Annotated in this window: 23 protein-coding genes and 6 tRNA genes; 8 read left to right on the top strand and 21 right to left on the bottom strand. The window is 58.6% G+C overall.

The genetic code is table 11. The annotated features are described in order from the left end of the window. Positions 1 to 65: 65 nt before the first annotated feature. A complete protein-coding gene (locus tag DWZ01_RS09305) occupies positions 66 to 1,256 on the bottom strand; it encodes an aldo/keto reductase (RefSeq protein WP_117848780.1) in 1,191 nt (396 codons plus the stop codon). A 480-nt stretch (positions 1,257 to 1,736) separates the two neighbouring features. Between DWZ01_RS09305 and DWZ01_RS09295 the strand changes: the two genes are divergently transcribed. Beyond that, on the top strand, positions 1,737 to 2,651 hold the full coding sequence (locus DWZ01_RS09295; protein ID WP_226790585.1) for a ketopantoate reductase family protein: 915 nt from the start codon (positions 1,737 to 1,739) through the stop codon (positions 2,649 to 2,651). Between the two features lie 109 nt (positions 2,652 to 2,760). On the opposite strand, the gene DWZ01_RS09290 is transcribed toward DWZ01_RS09295, so the two are convergent. From DWZ01_RS09290 to DWZ01_RS09280, 3 genes are all read right to left on the bottom strand, one after another. Next, positions 2,761 to 2,967: a hypothetical protein gene (locus DWZ01_RS09290; RefSeq protein ID WP_117848774.1), complete on the bottom strand. Its 207-nt coding sequence runs from the start codon at positions 2,965 to 2,967 to the stop codon at positions 2,761 to 2,763. A 186-nt stretch (positions 2,968 to 3,153) separates the two neighbouring features. Then, a complete protein-coding gene (locus DWZ01_RS09285; protein WP_117848772.1) occupies positions 3,154 to 3,927 on the bottom strand; it encodes a hypothetical protein in 774 nt (257 codons plus the stop codon). A gap of 312 nt (positions 3,928 to 4,239) precedes the next feature. Continuing rightward, complete coding sequence (locus DWZ01_RS09280) at positions 4,240 to 5,550, bottom strand: O-acetylhomoserine aminocarboxypropyltransferase/cysteine synthase family protein (RefSeq protein ID WP_117848770.1); 1,311 nt, start codon at positions 5,548 to 5,550, stop codon at positions 4,240 to 4,242. 273 nt (positions 5,551 to 5,823) lie between these two features. Between DWZ01_RS09280 and DWZ01_RS09275 the strand changes: the two genes are divergently transcribed. From DWZ01_RS09275 to DWZ01_RS09255, 5 genes are all read left to right on the top strand, one after another. Next, on the top strand, positions 5,824 to 6,726 hold the full coding sequence (locus DWZ01_RS09275; RefSeq protein ID WP_117766079.1) for a LysR family transcriptional regulator: 903 nt from the start codon (positions 5,824 to 5,826) through the stop codon (positions 6,724 to 6,726). A gap of 48 nt (positions 6,727 to 6,774) precedes the next feature. Then, positions 6,775 to 7,311: a ribonuclease HI gene (rnhA, locus tag DWZ01_RS09270; protein ID WP_117848769.1), complete on the top strand. Its 537-nt coding sequence runs from the start codon at positions 6,775 to 6,777 to the stop codon at positions 7,309 to 7,311. A gap of 73 nt (positions 7,312 to 7,384) precedes the next feature. Beyond that, on the top strand, positions 7,385 to 8,491 hold the full coding sequence (locus DWZ01_RS09265) for a Gfo/Idh/MocA family protein (protein WP_117848768.1): 1,107 nt from the start codon (positions 7,385 to 7,387) through the stop codon (positions 8,489 to 8,491). Between the two features lie 2 nt (positions 8,492 to 8,493). Then, positions 8,494 to 8,904, top strand: a complete 411-nt coding sequence (locus DWZ01_RS09260; RefSeq protein ID WP_117848766.1) for an acylphosphatase — start codon at positions 8,494 to 8,496, stop codon at positions 8,902 to 8,904. Between the two features lie 61 nt (positions 8,905 to 8,965). Next, complete coding sequence (locus tag DWZ01_RS09255) at positions 8,966 to 9,346, top strand: Fur family transcriptional regulator (protein ID WP_172677978.1); 381 nt, start codon at positions 8,966 to 8,968, stop codon at positions 9,344 to 9,346. A 77-nt stretch (positions 9,347 to 9,423) separates the two neighbouring features. On the opposite strand, the gene DWZ01_RS09250 is transcribed toward DWZ01_RS09255, so the two are convergent. From DWZ01_RS09250 to DWZ01_RS09240, 3 genes are all read right to left on the bottom strand, one after another. After that, positions 9,424 to 10,221 (bottom strand): HAD-IIB family hydrolase, encoded by a 798-nt coding sequence (locus DWZ01_RS09250; RefSeq protein ID WP_158557024.1) that lies wholly within the window; start codon positions 10,219 to 10,221, stop codon positions 9,424 to 9,426. An 83-nt stretch (positions 10,222 to 10,304) separates the two neighbouring features. Continuing rightward, the gene (locus tag DWZ01_RS09245) at positions 10,305 to 10,883 is read right to left on the bottom strand and encodes an urease accessory protein UreE (RefSeq protein ID WP_117848762.1); all 579 of its coding nucleotides are present in this window, start codon (positions 10,881 to 10,883) and stop codon (positions 10,305 to 10,307) included. 3 nt (positions 10,884 to 10,886) lie between these two features. After that, entirely contained in the window at positions 10,887 to 11,315 is a 429-nt protein-coding gene (locus DWZ01_RS09240) for a peptidylprolyl isomerase (RefSeq protein ID WP_055286916.1), read from the bottom strand. A gap of 120 nt (positions 11,316 to 11,435) precedes the next feature. Between DWZ01_RS09240 and DWZ01_RS09235 the strand changes: the two genes are divergently transcribed. Both DWZ01_RS09235 and DWZ01_RS09230 read left to right on the top strand, forming a co-directional pair. Beyond that, a complete protein-coding gene (locus DWZ01_RS09235) occupies positions 11,436 to 12,449 on the top strand; it encodes a dipeptidase (RefSeq protein WP_117848760.1) in 1,014 nt (337 codons plus the stop codon). Between the two features lie 74 nt (positions 12,450 to 12,523). Next, a complete protein-coding gene (locus DWZ01_RS09230; RefSeq protein WP_158557023.1) occupies positions 12,524 to 13,300 on the top strand; it encodes a M48 family metallopeptidase in 777 nt (258 codons plus the stop codon). A gap of 6 nt (positions 13,301 to 13,306) precedes the next feature. Here the strand turns inward: DWZ01_RS09230 and folB are convergent, their stop codons facing one another. The 14 genes from folB to DWZ01_RS09160 form a co-directional block, all read right to left on the bottom strand. After that, on the bottom strand, positions 13,307 to 13,792 hold the full coding sequence (folB, locus tag DWZ01_RS09225; RefSeq protein ID WP_117820733.1) for a dihydroneopterin aldolase: 486 nt from the start codon (positions 13,790 to 13,792) through the stop codon (positions 13,307 to 13,309). 43 nt (positions 13,793 to 13,835) lie between these two features. Beyond that, complete coding sequence (locus DWZ01_RS09220) at positions 13,836 to 14,417, bottom strand: HD domain-containing protein (RefSeq protein ID WP_199412428.1); 582 nt, start codon at positions 14,415 to 14,417, stop codon at positions 13,836 to 13,838. A gap of 2 nt (positions 14,418 to 14,419) precedes the next feature. After that, positions 14,420 to 14,977, bottom strand: a complete 558-nt coding sequence (folE, locus tag DWZ01_RS09215; protein ID WP_117848756.1) for a GTP cyclohydrolase I FolE — start codon at positions 14,975 to 14,977, stop codon at positions 14,420 to 14,422. 66 nt (positions 14,978 to 15,043) lie between these two features. Further along, the gene (gene nrdG / locus DWZ01_RS09210; protein ID WP_117848754.1) at positions 15,044 to 15,625 is read right to left on the bottom strand and encodes an anaerobic ribonucleoside-triphosphate reductase activating protein; all 582 of its coding nucleotides are present in this window, start codon (positions 15,623 to 15,625) and stop codon (positions 15,044 to 15,046) included. 427 nt (positions 15,626 to 16,052) lie between these two features. Further along, the gene (nrdD, locus tag DWZ01_RS09205) at positions 16,053 to 18,275 is read right to left on the bottom strand and encodes an anaerobic ribonucleoside-triphosphate reductase (protein WP_022094397.1); all 2,223 of its coding nucleotides are present in this window, start codon (positions 18,273 to 18,275) and stop codon (positions 16,053 to 16,055) included. A 622-nt stretch (positions 18,276 to 18,897) separates the two neighbouring features. Continuing rightward, positions 18,898 to 18,972, bottom strand: a tRNA-Val gene (locus DWZ01_RS09200). Positions 18,973 to 18,975: 3 nt separating this feature from the next. Further along, positions 18,976 to 19,051: transfer RNA gene (locus tag DWZ01_RS09195), tRNA-Gly, on the bottom strand. Between the two features lie 141 nt (positions 19,052 to 19,192). After that, entirely contained in the window at positions 19,193 to 20,926 is a 1,734-nt protein-coding gene (locus DWZ01_RS09190; RefSeq protein ID WP_147332648.1) for a glycoside hydrolase family 13 protein, read from the bottom strand. 178 nt (positions 20,927 to 21,104) lie between these two features. Then, a tRNA-Gly gene (locus tag DWZ01_RS09185) sits at positions 21,105 to 21,180 on the bottom strand. Positions 21,181 to 21,222: 42 nt separating this feature from the next. Further along, positions 21,223 to 21,296, bottom strand: a tRNA-Cys gene (locus tag DWZ01_RS09180). Positions 21,297 to 21,330: 34 nt separating this feature from the next. Beyond that, positions 21,331 to 21,406: transfer RNA gene (locus DWZ01_RS09175), tRNA-Gly, on the bottom strand. 105 nt (positions 21,407 to 21,511) lie between these two features. Further along, positions 21,512 to 22,258 (bottom strand): anti-sigma factor antagonist, encoded by a 747-nt coding sequence (locus DWZ01_RS09170; protein ID WP_055286928.1) that lies wholly within the window; start codon positions 22,256 to 22,258, stop codon positions 21,512 to 21,514. A gap of 78 nt (positions 22,259 to 22,336) precedes the next feature. Beyond that, on the bottom strand, positions 22,337 to 24,682 hold the full coding sequence (locus tag DWZ01_RS09165; RefSeq protein WP_117848751.1) for a GAF domain-containing SpoIIE family protein phosphatase: 2,346 nt from the start codon (positions 24,680 to 24,682) through the stop codon (positions 22,337 to 22,339). Positions 24,683 to 24,741: 59 nt separating this feature from the next. Then, a tRNA-Leu gene (locus tag DWZ01_RS09160) sits at positions 24,742 to 24,831 on the bottom strand. Between the last annotated feature and the right edge of the window lie 568 nt (positions 24,832 to 25,399).

Below are 25,399 nucleotides of genomic sequence, written 5' to 3'. Positions count from 1 at the left end.
ATAGTTCCTGTTTGGCCCCTATTCTGCCGCAAACAGGAACTATTCCACCGCAAGTTATAAAAGGGTCATGAGGAGCGCGTTTTGCCGAAGGCCTTAAGCACCGCCGTCACGGGACCAGGCTGGAAACGTCGGCGCACATCGTCGAGACGCTCGGGAATATCGATGTGCTGCGGGCAGTGCCGCGCGCATTTGCCGCATTTGACGCAATTGCTCACCAACTTGGGCTCGCTTGTGCGCACCGCGCTCGCCGTAAAGTATTGAGACAGCCCCGTAAACCAGCTGTGCGCATAGCTTGCGTTGTAGGCGGCAAAACATCCAGGGATATTGATGCCTTTAGGGCACGGCATGCAATAGCCGCATCCCGTGCAGGGCACACGGTTCGATTTCTCAAACTCCATCAACACGCGCGCAATCGTGTCGAGCTGGTTGGCCGTCATCGAATTCGGCAACGCGAGGTCTGCCAGTGACGAATTCTCGTCCACCTGCGCGGTATCGGTCATACCCGAAAGCAACATGGTCACCTGGGGATGATTCCACACCCACGAGAGCCCCCAAGCGGCAGGCATATGCAAATGCCGATCGCATGCACCATCGAGAACAGCGCGCGCCCGCGGAGGCAATTTGCCTGCCAAGCGTCCGCCCAAAAGCGGCTCCATCACAAACACCGCGAGACCTCGCTCGGCGGCGGCCATGAGCCCCGCCGTTCCCGCCTGATATCGTTCTCCAGCGTAGTTGTACTGGATCTGGCAAAAGTCCCACTCATACGCATCGAGCATCGTAAGGAAGTCCGCCGCGCTGCCGTGGTACGAAAAGCCTATCTGACGAATACGCCCTGCAGCCTTTTGCTGCGCGATCCAGTCCTCGATGCCCAACGCCACCACACGTTCCCACTGGGCGGGCGAGGTAATGTTGTGCATGAGGTAATAGTCGATATGGTCAGTCCGTAGGCGGCGCAGTTGCTCGTCGAAGAACCGGTCGAAATCCTCCGCGCATTTGCACGAAGCATGCGGCAGCTTGGTTGCGAGCAAAACCTGGTCGCGCAAGCCCAGGCGCTCAAGCGACGCACCCACGCACGCCTCGTTGCCGGGATAGAGATAGGCCGTGTCCAGGTAGTTAATCCCCTGCTCCACCGCACGGGAAATGATGGCATCGGCTGTCTTCGCATCCGGACGTCCCGGCGCACCGGGAAACCTCATGCAGCCCAGACCCAGAGCGGATATTCGGTTACCACTTTTAGGGTCAACGCGGTATTGCACGGCCCCTCCCCTCCCATCGAAGCCCTGACAAGGCGAAACAAACCCGTCACGTCATCGAAACACATCGGAATCGCAATTGAGAACGTATCGTAACGCAGCAGAAATCGAGCCGTCACGGCACCGCTTTAACATCAGCAAAAAGCCCGATGAAAGGAGCCGGGCATCACCACGTGCGAGGACGCCTACCCCTACCCCGGCGAGCAATACATCCTCTCGGTCGACCGCCATCAGATCGAAGTCATGGACCATCTGGACGAGCTTCCCGCCACAGGCGCCGTCATCTTCTGCACCTTCCCCAAGGTCCGCGATGGCGTCGGATACCCCGCCCGCGTCTTTGCGGTCTGCCCCGCGGCATAAGCGCACAGCGCAATAGTTTCTTTTTCATAACAGCCGCCCCGCGCACCCACCAATCACCCTGGCAGCATACAATCCATCAGGCGCCCCTTACGCGGGCGCCTTTTACATGGGGAGATGATTCACATGCAGATCAACAAGGTCGCCTTTATCGGCAAGGGCGGCGTCGGCCTGCTCTACGGCAGCATGATTGCCAAGGCCCTCGGCAATGACGCCGTCGAATACGTTATGGATGACACCCGTTTTGAGCGTCACGCGAACGACGCGCTCACCGTCAACGGCAAGCCCTGCGATCTCACGTCCGTCCGTGCCAGCGAGGCGACGCCCGCCGATCTGGTCATCCTGACAGTCAAGACCACCGGTCTCGACCAAGCACTCAAGACTATGGAGCGCGTCGTGGGACCCAACACGCTCATCGCCTCGCTGTGCAACGGCATTACGAGCGAGCAAAAGATTGCCGAACGCTTTGGCTGGGAGCATACCGTTCTTGGTATCTGCCAGGGCATGGACGCCGTGTTTCTCAACGGCGCGCTCACCTTTACCAATGCGGGCGAAATCCGCTTTGGCGCGGCGGCCGGCACGAACCCCGCAACCATCACCGCAATCGACGAGCTCTATACGCGCTGCGGCATCGCCCATACCGTCGAGGACGACATCGCCCACCGCATGTGGGCCAAACTCATGCTCAACGACGGCATCAACCAGACCTGCATGGCCTACGGCGGGACCTACGGAAGCGCCACGGAGCCGGGCTCCGAGCAGCGTCGCTGCTTTGTTTCCGCCATGCGCGAAACGCTTGCGGTCGCCAACGCCGAGGGCGTTGAACTGACCGAGGCAGACCTGACGCAAATGGTGCACCTCATCGAGGGAATCGACCCCGCCGGTATGCCCTCGATGGCTCAAGACCGCATCGCAAGGCGCAAAACCGAGGTTGATGAGTTCGCGGGCACCATCTGCCGCCTCGCAGCCAAACACGATATCCAGGCACCGCAAAACGAGTGGCTCTATCGGCGCATCCGCGATATCGAGAAAAGCTGGTAGCGCCGACGCGCCGCATTCAACAGCCTTAACAGCAAAACCGCCGCAAGGGAACCTTTCCCCTGCGGCGGCCTTCATCTTCGTCTATGACCGGCGGCCGATCTCACAACAGTTAGCGTTGCGACCCCGGCACCTCGTCCTCATCGTCGCGGCAAAGAACCACGCCTGCGCTTCCCAGCAGCGTGGCCGCGATCAGCGCGCCGACCACGATAGGAGCAGCCCCGCATGTCCCCTGCATGTCCGCGACGAGCGCGGCCGTGGGACCAAGGCAGCCAAGCATCAACGCGACGGCGGCAACGGCAATATCTCGAGCATTCACAAGACCACTTCCTCCAAGAGAAAGACCTTATTTCTCAAGAACCAGTGTGCCCCGCATCCATACGCCCAGCGTACCGCCACGGTAAGGGCTCTGTTAACTCAAACGCATACATAGAACGGACGTCCTTACGTTGCCCTAAAGCTCGGTAAAGACGCCCGTCCGCCAAATATCCGTGATGCAGAAAAATTACCAACCGGTGTAGTAATCGGTGGTTCCGGCAGCGCAGCCGGAGTCATAGACCTTGCAATCACCCTTGGAGCCCGTAAAGGTCGAGCCCTGGGCCATATCGCCCGCGGCAACAACGTAATAGCCGTCGGAATCGCGCCAGAAGCCCTCAGAATCCTGAGTCCATTCGCCCGTGCGATAGTGATAAAGCACGTTGCTGCTGTAATAGGTCTCGCGGCGCCCGTTGTAGTTATTGACACCCGCAGAGCGCGTCAGGCCCGATCCGTTCGCGTAGGACGCGGCAGACGCGTAAGACGGAGTGTAACCGGCGTTGTAGTACGAAGCCTGGGCGGCCTCGGCAGCCTCCGCCTCGGCGGCAGCCTCGAGCGCTTCGCGCTTGGCATCCTCAAGCGCAGCGCGCAGCTCATCGAGCTCGGTCGACTTGGCGTCGACCTCCCCCATCGTCAACAGGCTACCCGCACCGTCGATGCAACCCTGCAGCACAGCACGCTCGTCATCGGTAGCATAGTCGCCATACATATTCATAATGATCTGAGCGCGCATCTCAAGGGAATCGCGCTTGGCCTCCATCGAGGCGTTCCACTCCTGCATGGAACCATAACCATCGCCGCGATAGTCAACGGGCTGCACCAGCGTCGCCTCGGACGGCGTAGGTCCAACCGTATCGGATAGTGTTGCCGCGTGGGCATCGGTTGCACCGGCGCCCGCCAAAAGTGCCACGGTCAGAGCGGCGGAAAGGGCGGCGGCTTTCGGTTTTCGTGAATCGATCCTCATGTAGCTAGAAACCTCCGTAGTGCGTTTTTGCTGCGTTTGAGCTGCGTGTGATTCGATCGCGCTGCATAGTACCCCGAGCAAATCGCGACCTGCGGTTTTACTCAAAAGGCGCACGTCAATTGCGTAAAACTCACATCCTCTTAACAGGAGTTTTCCACATCTCGATTGCATAAAGCATGCCAAAAACCCTGTTTTTGCACCCGCTCTATGCAAAAAAGGCGCCTGTGCAACCATTGTTCGCACAGGCGCCTTGAGCAGGCATTTTATGCAGTTATACCTATCGAGTCGCAAGGGGTCCTTGCACAAGTCGCCTTACTCGTCCAGCGCGGCGAAGGCCTGCTTCAGATCCCAAATGATATCCTCGGCGTTCTCGGTACCGATGGAAAGACGGATCGTGGAGGGCGTGATGTTCTGCTCGGCGAGCTCCTCGGCAGAGAGCTGGGAGTGCGTAGTGGTAGCCGGGTGCACGACGAGCGACTTGACGTCGGCCACGTTGGCGAGCAGCGAGAAGACCTGCAGATGGTCGATGAACTTCCAAGCTGCCTCCTGGCCACCCTTAATCTCAAAGGTAAAGATCGAGGCACCGCCGTTGGGGAAGTACTTCTGATAGAGCTCGTGATCGGGGTGCTCAGACAGGCTCGGGTGGTTCACCTTGGCGACATGGCTATCACCAGCCAGGAACTCAACGACCTTCTTGGTGTTCTCGACATGACGGTCAACGCGCAGCGACAGAGTCTCGGTGCCCTGGAGCAGGATCCAAGCGTTGAACGGGCTGATGCAGGCGCCCTCGTCACGCAGCAGGATGGCGCGGACATAGGTTGCGAAGGCGGCGGGACCGGCAGCCTCGGCAAACGAGACGCCATGGTAGGAGGGGTTGGGCTCGGCGATCTGCTCATACTTGCCGCTCGCCTTCCAATCGAAGTTACCGCCGTCGACGATCACACCGCCCAGCGAGGTGCCGTGGCCGCCGATGAACTTGGTTGCGGAGTGGACGACGATGTTGGCACCATGCTCCAGCGGACGGAACAGATACGGGGTGCCGAAGGTGTTGTCGACGACAACCGGTAAACCGTGCTTCTTGGCGATCTCGGAGATGGCGTCGATATTGGGGATGTCAGAATTGGGGTTGCCGAGCGTCTCGAGGTAGATGACCGTGGTGTTGTCCTTGATGGCGCCCTCGACCTCGTCCAGGTTATGAGCGTCGACAAACGTGGTCTCGACGCCAAACTGGGAGAGCGTATGCTCCAGCAGGTTGTAGGAGCCACCGTAGATGGTCTTCTGGGCAACCACATGGTCACCGGCCTGAGCAAGAGCCTGCAGGGTATAGGTGATGGCAGCAGCACCGGAGGCGACGGCGAGACCTGCCACGCCACCCTCGAGTGCGGCGATACGGTCCTCGAAGACGCCCTGGGTGGAGTTGGTCAGACGGCCGTAGATGTTACCAGCATCGGCAAGACCAAAGCGGTCGGCGGCGTGCTGGGAGTTGCGGAACACATAGCTCGTGGTCTGGTAGATAGGCACGGCGCGGGAGTCGGATGCGGGATCGGCGCTCTCCTGGCCAACGTGAAGCTGCAGGGTATCGAAACCAAAGGTGTGCTCGGGGTTGTTGATGAACTGGCTCATGATGATCTCCTTGATCGAACAAAAGTAAACAAATTAGAGAGAAGTAAGTCGCTGTCTCCTGATCACGCCAACGGGCGCAAACAGGAGCCCGGCATTCGTCTTGGTAAGCATTTCATATGCGGGCCTCCTTTCGCATCCCGGTTCCGTGGTCGGTTTAATTACCTACCGCCTTTGTGTGTTTTGAATAGTACGAGCATTGTTTCGCTCGGTCAATCACTTAAAAGCGCTAACCTGTTATCGGTTTTGTAGATAACGCTCGAAAGGACGGCGCCGATGACCCTCCAGCAGCTTCGTTTTCTGATCGCCGTGGCAGAGTCCGGCTCAATCAACGCCGCAGCTCAGCGCCTCTATACCGCTCAGTCCAACATCTCAAACGCCGTCAAAAGCCTGGAGCAGGAACTCCACCTGGAGATCTTCACGCGCTCCAGCCGCGGCGTCACGCTCACCAACGACGGCACCGAGCTTTTGGGCTATGCGCGCCAGGTCGTAGAGCAGGCCGATATGCTCGAGGCCCGCTACGAGGACGGCGGCACCCCGCAAGCCCGCCTCGCCATTTCCGCCCAGCACTACGCCTTTTCGGTCGAGGCCTTTGTCAACGTGGTCGAGCGCTGCCGCGACAGCAAGTTCGAGTTCATCATGCGCGAGACCACCACGTCGCAGATCATCGATGACGTCCGCGCGTTTCGCAGCGACATCGGCATCCTGTATCTGGACGACTTTAATGCCCGCGTTCTGCAGAAGGCTTTTGCCGATGCGCGTGCGAGCTTCCATCCCCTATTCGACGCGACGGTCCACGTCTTCGTTAGCGAGCGCCACCCGCTTGCCCGCCGCCCGCAGCTGTCCCTTGCCGACCTCACACCCTATACGCGCTACAGCTTTGAGCAGGGAACCTCAAACTCCTTCTATTACGCCGAGGAACCTTTTAGCTATATCCCTTGCGACCGCAACATACGAATCTCGGACCGCGGAACACTTACTAACTTACTTATCACGTCGAACGGTTACACCCTGTCGACCGGTGTCCTCTCCAATGAAATGCAATGGGGTATGGCATCGATCCCGTTAGCAGACGCCCCAACGATGCACGTAGGCTATATCATGCACGACGAGCGCAAGCCCTCTCCCCTCTTGCAGCAATACCTCGACGAGCTCAACCGCATCATCCATGCCAACTAACTGTCGGAAGACGGGGTAGAAATCGTAGATTGCTAGCCCCCGGCGGACATGGCGCTACAATGGTCACTCACACGAAACGTACCCAACGAAAGGAACCATGTGAAGGTCATCATCTATACCGACGGCTCGGCCCGATCAAATCCGGGACGCGGCGGCTACGGCGCCGTGCTCAAATACACCAACCCCGCCGGCAAGACCTTCACCTCCGAGCTTTCGCGCGGCTACGCCAAGACCACCAACAACCGCATGGAGCTCATGGCGGTCATCGTGGCGCTCGAGGCGCTCAACCGCCCCTGCGAGGTCGAGGTCCATTCCGATTCGCAGTACGTCGTCAACGCTTTCAATAAACACTGGATCGACGGCTGGAAAAAACGCGGCTGGAAGACCGCCAACAAGCAGCCTGTCAAGAACCGCGACTTGTGGGAGCGCCTGCTCACCGCAAAGAGCAAGCACAAAGTGGAGTTCATCTGGGTTAAGGGCCACGCCGGCCATGAGCTCAACGAGCGCTGCGACGAGCTTGCCACCACGGCGGCCGACGGCAGCAACCTCGATATCGACACCGGCTTTAACGAGAGCGACCTGTAATAGCGTTTTCGCGCAGCTTTATATCCCCACGCGCTACACTCATCCTGTAGACCAAACAACGCAAGGGGGACGTATGCTGCGCATCGCGACCATCGGCACATCCATGATCACCGACGACTTTATCCAAGTCGTCAACGCCAACGACCAAGCCGCGTTTGTGGGCACGCTTTCGCGCGACGCCAATCGCGGTACTGCCTTTACCGCCGAACACGGCGGCGAACGTAACTTCACCGCACTTGACGAGCTTGCGTCCGCCGTCGACGTCGACGCCGTCTATATCGGCAGCCCTAACGCACTTCACTACGAGCAGGCCCTTGCCTGCATCGCCGGTGGCAAGCACGTCATCGTCGAGAAACCCTTCTGCGCCACCGAAGCGCAGGCGCTGGAAGTCTTCCGCGCTGCCGAGGCAGCAGGTGTCGTGGCTCTCGAGGCCATGCGTCCCCTCCACGATCCCGCCTTCCACGCCATCGAGGACGCCCTGGGCGAGATCGCCCCCATCCGCCGCGCCTCATTGCGCTTTGGCAAGTATTCCTCGCGCTACAACGAGATTCTCGCGGGACGCGCCACCAATATCTTCGACTGCAATATGGCATCGGGTTCCCTCATGGACATTGGCGTCTACGCCGTCGAGCCCATGGTCGAGATTTTCGGCATGCCCTCCGGCCTTACGAGCATGACTACTCTGCTCGACCCCACCACGCGACAGCTCACGCACGGCCCCATCGACGGCTGCGGTTCCATCCTCGCCAGCTACGGCGGAGGCCGCATCTCCGTCGAGCTCGCGCACTCCAAAATTACGAATGACCTGCTGCCCTCGCAGATCGAAGGCGAGCGTGGCACTATCCAGATCGACCATCTGTCCACGCCCCGCAACGTCCGCATCGACTATCGCGGCGATGTCGTACGCGGCTCGGCGACCGAGGCACCGCGCGAACAGGGCGACAACGGCCGCGTGCTCGACCTGCCCAAATCGAGCAACACTATGGAATACGAACTCACAGACTTTATCACCGCCATCGACGGCATCGATAACGTTAAGGAAGAGATTTGGGAGACCCCGGCAGGACGTCACGAGCTTGGCCACTACCGCGATGTCACGCTCGTCTCACTGCGCATCATGGATGCCGTGCGCCAGCAGGCCGGCATAACCTTCCCGGCCGACGCAGGCAAGCAGGCATAGCGATGGGCCTCTTCGATACGTTCTTCTCCAGCGTCACCGGCGGCAGTCGAGAGCCTCAAAAACCATCAAACGTCGAGCTCGAGCTGCGCCGCAGGCTTACCGTACTCGCAAGCGACGAGGCCACTCAAGACACTCCCCTGCGCTATTTCCTGCGCTGGGCGGGGCAAGTCCAAGGCGTTGGTTTTCGCTTTACCAACACCAACCTCGCACAGGCACGCGCACTCACCGGCTGGGTGCGTAACATGGAAGACGGCTCAGTCGAGATGGAGATACAGGGAGCTCCGGCAAACGTCCTATCTCATCTCGAGGCGCTTCATGCCTCCTACGAGCGCATGGGAACGCGTTTTCGCCTCGTAGACGCCCAGGCCCGAGCCCCACTTGCCAATGAAGACGGTTTCAGTCCTCATTATTAGTATTGTGTGCTAAATACGGTATCATTTACCTACGACCGTTAATAGAAAAGAGGCGAGGCGCATGGCGGTGCAAAGAAGGAATACCAGGCAGCGAAAGCTAGTTCTTGACGCCGTGCGCCAAAGCTATAACCATCCCACCGCCGACGAAATCTACAACGTCGTGCGCGCGCAGGATGACAAAATCAGCCGCGGTACGGTCTACCGCAATCTCAATCTCTTGGCCGACGCAGGCGAAATCCTCTCCATCAAGACGCCGGGCGGCAGCCGCTTCGATCGCACGATCGAGCCGCATGCGCATATCATCTGCACCTCGTGCAGCCGCGTCATCGACGTACCGCTCCCCTTCGATGCCCAGCTCGACGCCAAGGCGTCCGAGCAAATCGGCTGGCACGTCACGTCGCACTACACCATCTTCGAGGGTCTCTGCCCCGACTGCCGGTAGATGTTCGGGACATGCCTTAAAATCCACCTTTCCGCGCTTTGCAGCAAAAAATAGATTTCTAGGCATGTCCCAAATATCTACTCAGCGAGCAGGCGATGCAATTCCTCTTCGACCGTGCGCACGTAGCGGACGCGGTCGTTAATGCCACGCATAGAGGGGTTGCAGCTCTCCATCAGATAGGGATGGCCCACGACGTTGAGCATGTCGCGGTCGTTTTCGTTATCGCCAAACGCCATCATCTCATCGGGCGAAATACCCAGGGCGCGACCGTAATCGGCAAGCGCGGAGCCCTTGCCCGAACCAAAACCGATAAAGTCCGTCCATTCGGTTCCCGACGTCATCACGGCAACACGGTCGCTAAAGAGGCGCTCGAAATACTCCAGGGCCGCCGGCTGATTCACCTCGGGCGTCTGGAAGGCAATCTTAATGACGTCCTCTTCGATATCCTCGGGGCGGTCGACCACCGCCACATCGCAGTGGACCTCATAGCGCAAATGGTCGACGAACGCATCGTTGCCGCTCATGGTGTAGAGGTGTCCCTCACATGAAAGGGTCACGTCGGCATGGGGATACGCAACCACGGCATTCGCGATATCCATAGCAAGGCTACGCTCCATGGAACGCTTGACAGCGGCACGCCCCCCGCTCATCACCAGGGCTCCGTTTTCGCATACATAGGCGAGCTCATCGGCCACCGGGGCAAACAGGTAGCGCAAGCTCGCATATTGACGGCCGCTCGCCGGCATAAACACGATACCGCGACGATGCAGTTCATCGATGAGTTCAAAGGCCTCGGAACGCGGCTCGCGCTCCCCCGGATGCAGCAACGTGCCGTCCAAATCGCATGCAATCAGCTTGATTCCTTCAAGACCCATATGCTTTCCCCCACAGCATCTCATCAACAGAAAGACGGACTTTGAATAGTTGCCTCTCAAAGTCCGTCTTACTTATACGCACGTTAACCGCGCGCCTTCTTTACGATCGTAAAGTCTGGAGCCATACTCACAACGGCATCCGCCGCACTCGACGCAAAGCGCCGGTCCGAATCGAGTTCACGGGTAACCGTCGAGAGCCGAACGCCCTCGACGCCCCGGAGCATGCGGCCCAAAACAGGCTGCACCGGCGTATACATGCGCACGGTATGCTCGTCCGAATCGCCTCGAAAAAGCGGCGCATGCATATTGCCGATCTCCCAGCACGCATGCGCGAGCGCAATCGGGTCCATGCGGTCAACTTCGACCAAATAAACCTCGGCGCTGCGCAGGCGCACGACAACCGCCACGGGCACCACGCCCGAACGGTCAATGGCGAGCACGTCGCCGTCGACAAAACGACCGCCGTCGGCAGTATCCAGCCGAACATCGACCGTGCGCCCCAGCTCCGTCACGCCCACAAACGTGCATACATCAGCCTGGTCCCAATCGAGCAGTAGCTCGTCAACTTCAAAGACGCCGCCCAGCTTCCGGCGAAGCAGAAGTTCATAGGACGGATCGTTGAGATTTCCCAAGCATGTCGTCGAAACCAAGCGCTCAGGCATGCTCTAACCCTCGACCTCGACGAGCTCGATATCAAAGTTGAGGTCCTTGCCGGCAAGCTCGTGGTTGGCATCGAGCGTCACGGCCTCGGGCGTTACGTCGATGACCACGGCGGGAACGGGCATACCGCTCGGCGTGGACAGGAAGAGCTTCATGCCCTTCTCGATCTGCTCGATGTTGGGAACCTGCTCGGCCGGGAAGGTAATAACCATCTCGGGATTGTGCTCGCCGTAGGCATCGGCAGCAGGAATGTGCACGGTCTTCTTCTCGCCCACCTGCATGTCGACAACAGCGGCGTCGAAGCCCTTGATCATCTGACCGGCGCCGCAGGTGAACTCCAGCGGCTCGCCGCGATCGTAGGAGCTATCGAACTGCGTGCCGTCGTCGAGCGTGCCGCGATAATGGGTCTTGACCTTCTTGCCCTGGTTGGACATGGTAACCTCCGTGATAAGGGCGGCGCACAACGCGGGCCGCCGTGAACATATGGCGCTAACTATACCCTAGTCATACAATTCAAGGACAGTTTGCAAAGAAACGCTGCATCCGGAGGAACCATGGCATATCCCGTATTTGACCTACATTGCGACACCGCCGACCGCATCGGCTGGGCCACGCTCGATCTCGACCTGCGCTTTACCGCCGGCACCGACGGTTATTTCCCCGGCGACGAAACGCATCCGCAAGATTTCGACCTCATCGAGGGCAACGCCTGCGCCATCTCGCTCGCAAAGATCGGCAACACGCCATGGGCACAGTGCTTCGCCACGTTTGTCCCCGACGAGATTCCCACCGCCCACGCCGCGCGCTTCCAGGCGCAAATCATGGCGCATATGAGCGGCCAGGCAATGCTCAACCACGACCGCATGGTCAACGTGCGCAGCGCCACAGACATTCGCCCCGCGCTCAAGGACGGCAAGGTCGCTTGCATCCACACCATCGAAAACGCCACGTTCTTTGCCGAGGACCCCGCGCTGATCGAGGTGCTCAAGAGCTTGGGCGTACTCATGTCATCGCTCAGCTGGAATGCGCAGGGACCGCTCGCGAGTGGACACGATACCCACGCCGGCCTCACCGCCGCCGGCATCGAGGCACTTACGCAGATGGAGCACGCCGGCATGGTACTCGACGTCTCCCACCTCAACGATGAGTGCTTTGACGAGGTCGCCGCCCGTGCCACGCGTCCCTTCGTCGCCAGCCACTCCAACTCCCGTGCGGTTTGTGGCGTCAAGCGCAATCTCACCGACGACCAGTTCCGCACTATTCGCGACATGGGCGGTATCGTCGGCCTCAACTACTGCAGCGAGTTCCTATCCAACGACGCAACCGACAAGACCGCCGCAGACGTCACCTTCGACCAGCTGGCGGCACATATCGAGCACTGGCTCGACCTGGGCGGCGAGGACGTCATCGCACTCGGCGGCGACTGGGACGGTGCCACGGTGCCCGCCTTCCTCTCCGATGCCAGCAAGATGCCCGAGTTCCAGAACATGCTCTCCAAGCACTTTGGCAAGACCGTGATGCAGAAGCTCTGCAGCGACAACGCGCTTGCCTTCTTTGAGCGTTATTAATTTCACATCCCTTGAGCGGGCCGGCATGCCGAACGGTCGACATGCCGGCCCGTCCCCAATCTGAAGGACCGCTTTTGACGCAGCAGTTTACGATTTCCGTACCCCGACCGGATGGGACGCCCATCCCCGTCGTCGTTACCAAAAAGTGCGTCAAGAACTTCAACCTACGCGTCACATCGAGCGGTGAGGTCCACGCCAGCGCGCCGCTCGGCGCCAGCCGCGAGCGTATCGAAGCGTTTGTGAAGCGCAACAGCGCCTGGACTATCAGCCGACTTGCCCAGCGTGAGCAAAGTCAGGCGACGGCGCGAGAGTCACTCAGTCCCTCGTCCATCATTGCACTTTGGGGCAAGCCCATCACGGTACAAGATGCGCTCGATCACAACTTTAAGTCACCCGCACCGCGGCCCAAGCAGGCCACCTTCGCAAGTTTTATAGGTGCCGACGAACCAAGTGGGCGCGCGCAGGCAAAGCAGCGCACAGCCCTCGACGGCCTAACGCCCAAAGAACTCCAGACCCGCATCGACCAACTCTATGCATCCGAGGTCACCGCAGCGCTACGCGACATCGCGCATGCGTACGAAATCGCAATGGGCGTCACCGTGGCCCGCGTCTCCGTGCGCAGCATGAAAACGCGCTGGGGCTCATGCACACCCAAAACCGGCGCCATTCGCATCGCACGCGAACTTGCCGCCTATCCCATCGAGTGTCTCGACATGGTTGTCGCCCACGAGCTCGTCCATCTGCTCGAGCCAAGCCACAATCAGCGGTTTCACGCCCTGCTCGACACGTACTGCCCCAACAATAAAGCTCTGTCGCAGCGGCTCAAGCAGCCACCCCTCAATAAGCTCTAGCGTCGACTAGCGCACGCGCTCGATCTCGACGCCGCAGCTTGCCAGGGGAAGACCGACGGGCGCCCACGGCTTATCGAGCTTTATGCGCACACCAAGCAGCAAGGGGTAACGACGCAGCAGCATCTGGGCCACACCCTCGGCTGCCGCCTCGATGAGTTTAAACGTATGCTCGCGCAGATAACCATCGACATCGTGGCACACCGAGCCGTAGTCAATCGAAGCGTCCAGGTTATCGTGCTCCCCCGCTGCACGCAGGTCGGCATAGAGCACCAGGGACACGATGAACTTCTGGCCAAGGGCGTTCTCTTCGGGATACACACCGTGGTTGGCAAAGACCTCGAGACCGTCGATAGTAATGCGGTCGGCATGGCGCAGGTCGTCATAGCTCACGTGGGGCACCGCCGTTGCGGTGGATATTTCGCCCCTTCCACGGCGGGCGAGCTCGGCACCTTCAGTCTTGGTTGCATTCTCGGGCAGTTTCTTGTTACTCATCGCGATCGTCTCCTTCGTTTAGAACCCCGACCGCGTAAACTAACTACACGCGAATCGACAGGTTCTTTTTATCATCGCTCCAGTTGCAAGCATTGCGCGCGGGGCATGCAAAGCAGGCGCGCGACGCTTTGTCGGCTGCATAGAGCAGACGCTCGAGCGGCTGGCTGTTCACGCGCAGCTTTCGATGGCCCAGAATGGCCGTCTTAATGGCTGCGGCATCGGCCGGCTCAAACGCTACGTCATCGGGCATACCGCCGAGAATCGCATCAGCGACGCGTTCGCTTGCAACATCATGGGATATACCCGATTCATACTGTTCATCTTTGCCGATATCGTGAAGAAGTGCCGTGGCGTAGATGACCTCGCGGTCAAATTCGAGCTGTTCCTCGAGATTCTTGATCCACATAATGCGAGCGACATCCAGCAGGTGGTCAATACCGTGGCGGCAGAAGATGCGCCCCGATTCCAACTGTGCAATGTTGCCCAGATGCCGCCGGAACAGTCCGTTGGCACAGATGTAATCAATGCGAGGCATGGCACCAAAGGGAGTCAGGCCCGAAGCCATAAAGCCGCGACGAGGCGTTCCCTCATCGGTCTTCGATGCAAAGTCGTTGACGACTCTCATAGTTAGCGTCCCAGCATCCTAAAGAATCGCTCCTCGAGCGCCGGATCGGCCTCAAAGACGCCGCGACGAGCGAGCGTCACGGTCTTGGTGCCAGGCTTTTGCACGCCGCGCATGGTCATGCACATATGCTCAGCTTCCATGAGCACAATCGCTCCCTGGGGAGCGAGATACTCCATGAGGGCATCGGCAACTTGTGCGCACAACTGCTCCTGCAGCTGCAGACGACGGGCGTAGACCTCTACCGTGCGGGCAAGCTTAGAAAGCCCTGCGACACGGCCGTTGGGGATATAGCCAATGGCAGCCTTGCCGTAAAACGGCAGCAGATGATGCTCGCACAGCGAGTAAAACGTGATGTCGCGCTCAATAACCAAGTCGTTCGAAGCGACGGCAAAGGTTTTGGACAGGTGCTCCTCGGCACTCTGGTCCATACCGCCAGCGATCTCACCATACATACGGGCAACGCGCGCCGGGGTCTCCAGCAGGCCCTCACGAGTTGGGTCCTCGCCTATGCCCTCAAGCAACAGCTTAATGGCGGCCTCGACTTTTTCCTGATCGACCATCTGGGCCTCACTTTTCCGATTTTGCGTTCGCGCTATGGTACCACGCCCTCCGGCATCGGCCACAAGCTACATAGTATGGGTCGAATAGACCGGATCGTCCCGCCAAAGCTCCACGGCGTCGCAAAGCGCAACGTTCTCACGCTCGGCACGGGCACGCGTGGCGTTCATGTCAATCACGCGTTGATTGCTCGAGCCCCTAAAGCGCAACGAGATATCGTACAGATCCTGAACGAACGGGCCGTCCACCAACGTGTCGAGGCAGGCCAGGATACGGTCCGTCACCTCGGTATGATGACGGCCACCCGGCATAAGCTCCTCGAGCACGTCGCCGGTAAAGCACCAAATGGTCTTGCCCGACCCCTCGGGATAGGCCGCACGCACGCGTTCGATAAAGTCAACAAGTCCCGCCTGATTCTCGGGCTCCATAGGCTCGCCGCCCAGAATCGTCAGGCCATCGATAAAGGGATGGTCGAGACTCTCGATAATCTTGTCCTCGACGGCACGATCGAACGGCTCGCCCGCAGCAAAGTCCCACGCGACAGAGTTAAAGCAGTTCTTGCACCCACGACGGCACCCACTCACAAACAGAGAAGTACGAACGCCTTCCCCATCAGCAATGTCGAAATACTTAATGTTCGCGTAGTTCATAGGTAACTCTCCCGGGAGGCCGGGACATATCATCCCGTCCTCAAACATTCTCGGCCTGCGGCCTGCGAAACTGCGGGCGGGACGATATGTCCCGGCCTCATGCAAAGGGTAACTCAATGAACGAAGCGAACATCGAGTATAGGGTTCGAGGTCCAATAAAAACTTTGTTGCAGCTCAACCGCTATCGCAAGTAAATCGCAGCTGCAGCTCGAATTATTTCCGCTAAGAACTTCGAGGAGCGAGCAGGCCGCGCGCTGCATCTCAGCTACGTCAACTTGGCTGAACCGAGAGGGCCGCTTGGGCATTTGCTCGATATGAGTTCCGCACGCAAAGAAGGCCACTTAATGTGGCCTTCGTCTTGCGCAGGACTGTCCGAAATAGCGAGCAAATGCCCAAGCGGCCCTCTCGGTTCAGCCCCGGAGCGGTATTAGAGATGCAGCACGCGGTCGCGGATCTCCTCGGTTCGACCCTGGTTCCAGAACTGGGTACCGATGTAACCGCACGTGCGACGGGCGACATTCATCTTCTCCTGGTCACGGTTGCCGCAATTGGGGCACTCCCACACCAGCTTGCCGTCATCCTCGACAATCTTGATCTCGCCGTCGTAACCGCACACCTGGCAATAATCGCTCTTGGTGTTGAGCTCGGCGTACATGATGTTGTCGTAGATGTACTGCATCACGCGGATGACAGCCTTGAGGTTGTCCTGCATGTTGGGAACCTCGACATAGGAGATGGCACCGCCCGGCGAAAGTTGCTGGAACATACCCTCGAACTTGAGCTTGTCGAATGCGTCGATCTCCTCAGACACATGGACGTGATAGCTGTTGGTAATGTAGCCCTTGTCCGTCACGCCCGGGATAATACCAAAACGGCGCTGCAGGCACTTGGCGAACTTGTAGGTCGTCGACTCAAGCGGGGTACCGTACAGCGAGAAGTCAATATCGCTTTCGGCCTTCCACTCCGCGCACTTGTCGTTCATGCGCTGCATGACGGCCATGGCAAAGGGCGTGCCCTCCTTCTCGGTGTGGCTGTGGCCCGTCATGTACTTGACGCACTCGTACAGGCCGGCATAACCCAGACTAATGGTGGAGTAACCGCCCACGAGCAGCTTGTCGATCGTCTCGCCCTTCTTCAGGCGGGCGAGGGCACCGTACTGCCAAAGAATCGGTGCGGCATCCGAAAGCGTACCCATCAGACGCTCATGACGGCACAGCAGGGCGCGGTGGCATAGCTCAAGGCGCTCGTCGAAGATCTTCCAGAACTTGTCCATGTCCTGATGCGAGCTCAGCGCGACATCGGGCAGGTTGATGGTCACAACGCCCTGGTTAAAGCGACCGTAGTACTTGGGCTTGTTCGGGTCATAGTTCAGCGCGTTGGCCACGTTGTTAAATCCGTTACCGGAGCGATCGGGCGTCAGGAAGCTGCGGCAACCCATGCAGGTATAGCAGTCGCCGTTGCCCGCGGTCTCGCCCTTCGACAGCTTGAGCTCGCGCATCTTCTTCTCAGAGATATAGTCGGGCACCATGCGCTTGGCGGTGCACTTAGCGGCCAGCTGGGTCAGGTAGAAGTACGGGGAATTCTCGTGAACGTTATCGTCCTCGAGTACATAGATGAGCTTGGGGAATGCCGGGGTAATCCACACGCCGGCCTCGTTCTTAACGCCCTCGTAGCGCTGGCGAAGCGTCTCCTCCACGATCATGGCAAGGTCGTGCTTCTCCTGAGGCGTACGGGCCTCGTTAAGATACATAAAGACCGTCACGAACGGCGCCTGGCCGTTCGTGGTCATAAGCGTCACGACCTGATACTGGATCGTCTGGACGCCGCGACGAATCTCGTCACGCAGACGGTCCTCAACGACCTCGCGGACCTTTTCGGGAGATGCGGAAACGCCGAGCTCCTCGAGCTCGCGGGCGACCTCGCCGCGAATCTTTTGACGGCTCACCTCGACGAACGGGGCAAGATGGGTCAGCGAAATCGACTGGCCGCCGTACTGGGAGGAAGCAACCTGAGCGATGATCTGCGTCGCGATGTTGCAGGCGGTCGAGAAGCTGTGCGGCTTCTCAATCAGCGTACCCGAGATAACAGTGCCGTTCTGGAGCATGTCCTCCAGGTTCACCAGGTCGCAGTTGTGCATGTGCTGGGCAAAGTAATCCGAATCGTGGAAATGGATCAGGCCCTCATTATGGGCATCCACGATCTCTTGGGGCAGCAGCACACGCTGAGTCAGGTCCTTGGAGATCTCGCCGGCCATGTAGTCACGCTGAACGGAATTGACGGTCGGATTCTTGTTGGAGTTCTCCTGCTTGACCTCTTCGTTGTTGCACTCGATCAGCGACAGAATCTTGTCGTCGGTCGTGTTCTTCTGGCGCTTCAGGCTCTGAACATAGCGATAGATGATGTAATGGCGAGCGACCTCGTAGCAGTCGAGACGCATGATCTCGTCCTCGACCAGATCCTGAATCTCCTCGACCGACACGGTGTGGCCCGCGTTCTCGCATGCCTCGGCGACGTTTTGTGCCGCGTAAACCACCTGGCGGTCGGTAAGACGAGAGCTCTCCTCGACCTCCAAGTTTGCGGCGCGGATGGCATTGACGATCTTATCGATGTCAAAGACAACCTCGGTGCCGCTGCGCTTGATGATCTTCATCCTCTTGCCTCTTTCGCGTCGTAGCCTCATTGCGCTTCAGAGCCAAACGATACCCGGCAGGGCTTGCCCCTGTCTTGCGGCGCCGTCGCGCAATCTGTGTTCTCGATAAACCATAAGTCCTCATGCGGACAATCCTCGCGGCCGATCAGGCGGCTCAAAGGCGTGTCCAAATGGGACGAATAAGGTCTTCGTTCTCTGTCCGCCATCTATCATACGACAAAGACGCATCTATATCCTGTATTCTTTTTTTAGTTCAAACACAACATATAGTGTTTCAGCAGGTCAAAGCAATTGGTCATTTTGCAGACGCATTATAAATGAGGGATATTTGACAAGTCGGTAAAACGTTACCAACACGGCTACCTGCATGGCAGTTATAAAACGCCCTTAGTCAAGCCGCTGACAAATCCTACCAAAACCAAGCCGCTCACGCCAAAATAATCCAAAAGATTGCGCTTGACCAACATGTTGCGGTCACGCTCGGTCAGGACGTATGCAATCAGCCAGTGCCCCTACGGGATGCGAAGATCATCGCACGCGGATCTTGAGTTCAATATCTGGTGCCACATTTGGCGACCAAAACAAAACAGCCCAGAGACATAGTCTCTGAGCTGCGAACATTTGGTGGGCGTTAGAAGATTTGAACTTCTGACCTCTTCCGTGTCAGGGAAGCGCTCTCCCCCTGAGCTAAACGCCCAAATGGAGCGGACAACGGGGCTCGAACCCGCGACCCCAACCTTGGCAAGGTTGTGCTCTACCAACTGAGCCATGTCCGCTTACGAGGATTAATCTTACGTGATGCCCGCATCCTATGCAAGAACTTTTTTTGAAAAGTTTTGCGACGCCCTCGTGAACCTCGCGAAGACATCAGCCGCCACGGAGGGTGCAGGCAAACTCAAACTCGCCGCAAGAGGTCTTTACATCTCACCGAGCATGATCCAGGCAGAGCTGTCCTGCGCGAGCCTGCCGTCTGCAAGCGGTGATGAGGTGAGCAGGACCCTGCCCGCCGGCAGCTCCACGGGTGCTGCACCGAAGTTCGTCACACACGCCCATCCGTTGTCGCGGCGATAGGCGATGACGCCGCCCTCAGCGCCCTCGGCACCATCCGCAAGGCCGGTGCGCCCGTCAAGATCGAGCCACGCAAGATCGTTGGCGCACCTGCGCAGCTTGCGCCGCAGCCAGAGGGCGTCACGATAGAGCGCAAGCATCGATGTCGGGTCCGCTTCTTCTCTATCGGCAGCGTAATCGGAAAACCATGCAGGCTGCGGCAGATGGGGCGCCGCATCGGCGTCGGCCGGTGAAAACCCAAACGATCCGCCCTGTGCGGGATCGTCCGCTGCCACCCACGGCAGGGGCACACGGCAGCCGTCGCGCCCCTTCTCGCGCTTCGGTCCGTGCGTATTGGTCGCAGTGGGATCTTCGAGTGCAGCCCACGGAATGTCAGCCACCTCAAAAAGGCCGAGTTCCTCACCCTGATACACGTATGCCGAGCCCGGAAGCGCCAGCTCAAGCAAAAGGGCCGCCCGCGCGCGGCGCTCGCCGAGTTCACGGTCCTCGTCATAAGACGACCCGTCGCGTAAGAGCCAGTCGAGCGCAATCTGATGGTAGCGCGTCGCCTTGATTTGCGGCAGGGCATAGCGTGTCGCCACGCGCGGCACGTCATGGTTGGAGAGTACCCAGGTCGAGGCGGAATCGGATTCGATGGCCGCCTTCAAGCCCTCCTCGATTGCAGCGTGCATGTCATCATAGGTCCAAATGGCCTTGGCGAACTCAAAGTTGAATGTCTGGCCAAGCTCGTTGGGACGCGCGTAGAGATACTGGCGCTCGGGCAGCACCCACGCCTCGGCAACGGCGCTGCGCGGCGGATTATAGCGGTCGAACACGCGGCGCCACTCGCGATAGATCTCGTGGACCTCGTTGCGGTCCCACAGCGGATGAGTGCCGTCGTCAACCATGTCATCGCCCTCGGCGAGATGCCACCGGTCGAGGTCATCGCGGTCGAGATCCTTGGCAAGACCGTGCGCCACATCAATGCGAAAGCCATCGACGCCTCGATCGCTCCAAAATGTCAGGACGTCGCAAAAGAACGTGTGAACCTCGGGGCATGACCAGTCAAAGTCCGGCTGCTCGGGCGTAAACATGTGCAGATACCACTGACCGTCCGCAACACGCGTCCATGCGGGGCCGCCAAAGTTGGCATTCCAATTGGTGGGAGGCAGCTCGCCATGTTCGCCGCGACCATCGCGAAAGATATAATGGGCGCGCTCGGACGATCCGGGGTCGGCGGCAAGAGCGGCTTTGAACCAGGGGTGCTGGTTGGATGAATGGTTAGGCACGATGTCGACGATGACCTTGATGCCGCGCGCGTGAGCCGCAGCGATCATGTCATCGAAGTCGTCAAGCGAGCCGAGACGTGGGTCGACATCACAGTAGTCCGCCACATCATAGCCACCATCGACAAGAGGCGATGGGTAAAACGGGCTCAGCCAGATGGCCTCGATACCCAGCCGCTCAAGATAGTCCATCTGCTGGGTAATGCCCGCAATATCGCCCAGACCCGAACCAGTCGAATCCTTAAACGAGCGTGGATAGATCTGATAGATCGCGGCGTCGGACATCCATGAGCGCGAAGAAGACTTTTCTGTAGCCATGGGGCGCACCTCCCTTGCAACGAGGTTATGCGAGATGCCCACGATGATACGCCCAAAGCGGACATTCGCGGCAAACAACGCCACAGCCACGACCCAAAACGCTCGCTCCCTCTCGGGTTCGAGCCCATGCGATGGGTACGAAAAAGCCCGGCTACCGTAGTAGTCGGGCTGCTGCGTTTGGAGCGGACAACGGGGCTCGAACCCGCGACCCCAACCTTGGCAAGGTTGTGCTCTACCAACTGAGCCATGTCCGCATATGTAAAACAAAACGGGCGCCGGAGCGCCCGGATGTTGCCTGGAGGCGAAGCCCGGATTCGAACCGGGGGTAAAGGCTTTGCAGGCCTCTGCCTTACCACTTGGCCACTTCGCCGAAAAAGGACCGCCTAAACGGTCCGGAAATGCAATGGAGCGGACAACGGGGCTCGAACCCGCGACCCCAACCTTGGCAAGGTTGTGCTCTACCAACTGAGCCATGTCCGCTTGCGGGTTATTAATTTACGCGAGTTGTCCAAAAGACGCAAGTACTTTTTTCAAAAAACTTGTCTGCCGCATGTTCTTAGTAGCCAAACGCGCTAAAGCGATTGGCTAGGCACACGATTCCAGCGCTCCGCTAAACAGCTTCACCATCTGCACGCGCGTGCCGGCGCCGTCCGTACGACGAGCAACCTCCACGTTATCGACGAGCATACGCATAAGCTTGATACCACGGCCGCGTTCCTCAGATGCAACCGGCTCGCTCGTTTCATCGATAGAATAGCCGGCACCTCGATCAAGCACCTCAACCACAACGCGATCGCCATAGGCTTGAACCGTCAGGACGCACCCGATGCCGCCCGCATGGTCATAGGCATTACCCAGCGCCTCCCCCGACGCCAATGCGACATCGTAGCGCTCGTCACGGCGCAACGGAAGCGATTCAAGGAGTTCGGCGATGCGATGTCGGTAGTATGGAAGATTCTCGATACCCTGACGGACCTCGACGCTCTTACTCCAGCGAGGCAGCTCCCCCACCGGAATAGCGGGAATAGACTCCCGTGCCGGCCCCGCGACATGAAGGATATCGACAAGACGAGCAATCTCCAAAAAGCGAACAACTTCACCTGATGCATTGACGAGCGAAAGCAGGCCTTCTCGCCTCATGAGCTCACGAGCGCGCGTAAGCAGGAATGCCAAGCCCGTCGAATCGATAAAGCTAACAGCCTGACAGTTGATGACGACACGACGCACGCCGCGGCCAATCAAAGCATCCAACCGCCGACGCAGCGCAGGCACCGTGGCGATGTCGATATCGCCTGGTGGCGTCAAAACCGCTATGTCATTCCACTCATTCATACGACCATGGTTCCCCAAAAAAGCCCACTCGATGCATTCGTTTCCCCAACCGTACGGATTCAGCCCGCCCAGCGTCGTCTATGAACGACCCCGTAAAAACTCAAGGGACACCAATGCAATGTCATCGTCCAGCGCCGATTCGGTAAATCGGTCAAGCTCGCCCAAGACCTTGCCGCAAATGCCCGACACGCCCTCCCCCGAAACAGAAAGCAGAAGGTCGCGCAAGCGCTGCTCGCCAAAGAACGCTCCGGTGCGGTCGCGGGCCTCAATCGTTCCATCCGTATACATGAAGAGCATGTCGCCGGGGGCGAACGTAAACACGCCTGTCTCGTACACCATGCTCTCAAAGGCACCGATTACGCCCGATTGGCATCCAAGCAGCTCGACCTCTCCCCCACGGGACTCGCCGCCACCCAGCGGCATCGACTCTGGCCTGATGACCATGGTCGGAGGATGGCCCGCCGAACAATACGTTGCGCGTCCGGCTTTAAGGTCAATCTTGGCGATAAAGGCTGTCACGAACGTCTCGACCCTCGAAAAGCCCATGAGCATGCTGTTAAGGGAGCGTGCCATGCGGGCCGGTCCAGCGCCCTCCCAGGCATATGCCGTCAGGGCCGTCTTGACGAGCGCGGACATCGATGCGGCCTCAATGCCTTTGCCAGACACATCACCCAGAATCATGACGGCGCAGTCGTCGGGAAGACGAATGAGCGTATAGAAATCGCCGCCGACCAACGCCGAATTCGTGGCAGACAGGTACACCGAATCGGTTGCGATACCCGGAACATCCCCCAGGGAATTTCTCATGCCGATCTGGAGGGTCTGAGCGATATGGCGCTCCTCGCGCTTTTGAGATTCGCCTTCGTAGATCAGTTCAAAGTCATGCGCCAAGTGCACCAAGTAGTCATATTCAAGGTCATCAATCGGCTCTTGGCTACCATCACGAAGCAGCAGCGCGCGCGTAGTCGGGCTCTTCGCAACAGAAGCAGGAACAATCGCGTCGTTACTGTGTTTGCCATCACCCTCAGAGCGCAGGCGCCCCGCCTCGATGCCGGAGTCGACGTAGAGACCTTGACAAGGCAGACCATGCGCCCTAAGCCAGCCTCCCATAGGCATCGATTCGTCAACGCGAGTTATACGGACGTGTTTAAGGTCCTCGGCACTCGTGCCGCCCAAAACAGATGCCTCAAAGCCATCAGGGCCAGCCCCCAGACGTGCCGCCGGCGCCGTCGTGGAAAAGAAAAGCTTCTCGGGATCGTCCGGCAAGGCAACGCGACTGCCGCCTTCAAAATCTATGACGTAGGAGTCCAGACTGGCGTCATACTCAACAGGACAAAAATGGCAGTTGAGCATATTGCAGATCTCGGACGATACCGCCTGGGTAGCCGCGGCGGAATCGTCTAGAAAGGTAAACAACTCATCACGTAAGACATTGAGCGAGCGGCCAAGCTCGGCCGTACGACGAGAACGAAGGCTCGATGCCATGCCGACCAGCTGGATAGACAGGTAATCGCAAATGACCTCGAGTACATTAACGTCATAGGCGAGCGGTGCCTGGGGGCGTTTCCAACCAACTTCCAGCACGCCAAGGATCTGCGTACCGTAAAAAACGGGAAGACAGATCTCGCTGCGGTACGGAGGCATATCCTGCACGCGCAACAGGTGCTTAGAACGATTGTCCAAGTCCATGAACATACCGGAGGCGGCCCTATCGCCCTCAAGGTCCTGTTGAATCGACAAGCGACAGGCACGCGACTCGCGAAGAACATACGTCGGAATGCCAGCGCCATACGGCAAAAACTCGGGCAGATAGCTGTCGTACAGCTCCTTGGAAACACCGCGTAGCTTAAAACCGCCGCTCTCAGAAAAATAGATAGCGGCACCCGAAGCATCGAGCGTTCCTACAAGCTGGTTCAAAACGGTATCAAGCAGGCTGGGCAACTCATCGGAGCCCACAGTGCTCATAATGACCGAGAGCGTGCCAGACAGACGTTTGTTCGCCACTCTAAGCTCCGATAACGCACGCTTGAGTTGACGGTCGTGAGAATACTGTTCCTCGATACTGTGAAGCGCCACCAGGACACGTGGTGCACGGCGCCCAAAGATGCGTGGAGGCGTTACGGAGCCCGCACGAACCAAGACGGGGATAAAAGAGCCGTCACTCAGCTTGAGCATCAGTTCGTTCTCGGAGCCATCAGTTTCAAATGGCAGACGATGTTCCGTCGCACGTTCAAAAGCGGACGAGTACAGGACGTCTTTAACATCTCCACCGATGACGTCGGCGCGTTCCTCGCACATCAAACCAAGTAAGCGATTATTCACATGCAGAATGGTTCCGTCGAGCTCGCAGATGATGACAGCATCGCTCGTGATCTCGACTAGCTGGGCAACGTCTGCCCACTCGTTGCGTTCAAGCGTTTCCATCGTGGACCTCACCGTCTATCGGTAACAAAAAAGCCTCCGAAGAGGCTTCTCAAATGCGATGGTGTCGGAGGCGGGACTTGAACCCGCATGACCAAAAAGCGGTCACTAGCACCTCAAGCTAGCGCGTCTGCCAATTCCGCCACTCCGACATGCTATGTTGTTGATTCACGGTTCGTTTTGTTGGACCCGCGCGTTCAACGAGGAAGATAATAACCTATGATTCGAGAACTGTGCAAGCACTTTTTTCAAAAAAGTTTACGAATTTGTAAATGAGCAGGTAGATCCGTATGTCCGGCCCCGAATCGGTGTTGCCTCCCGGCGCGTCCTCGGGCATGAGCGATATTTTGCTGCGCACTTCGTGCTGCAAAATATCGCTCCCCCTGCGGAATGCGCCGGGAGGCAACACCGATTCGGGGCCTGCAAATACGTACTTCAGGCACAGTTCTCAAACATGTTCTGAGGGCTGATATAAATTTAGTGGCTCGGCCTTGCCGAGCCCTTATATAAGGAGGCCGGAGCTAAAGCTCCGGCCTCACTCAATTTCTTATTAGATAAAGTGAGCGATCGAGGAATCGCACTCCCCTGCCGAGTTACCGCAGGGCCCGCCCTGGCGTTGCTTTTCAGAACATCCCGCAGGACGCAAGAAACCCCCGCCGCACGAAGTGTGAACTGCGCCCCAATTCTTGGACGGGCTAATAAGCGGCCTACGCCGCACAT

This window comes from Collinsella sp. AF28-5AC (assembly GCF_003457875.1).
Lineage (GTDB): Bacteria > Actinomycetota > Coriobacteriia > Coriobacteriales > Coriobacteriaceae > Collinsella.
This window is presented reverse-complemented; position numbering and strand designations above follow the sequence as displayed.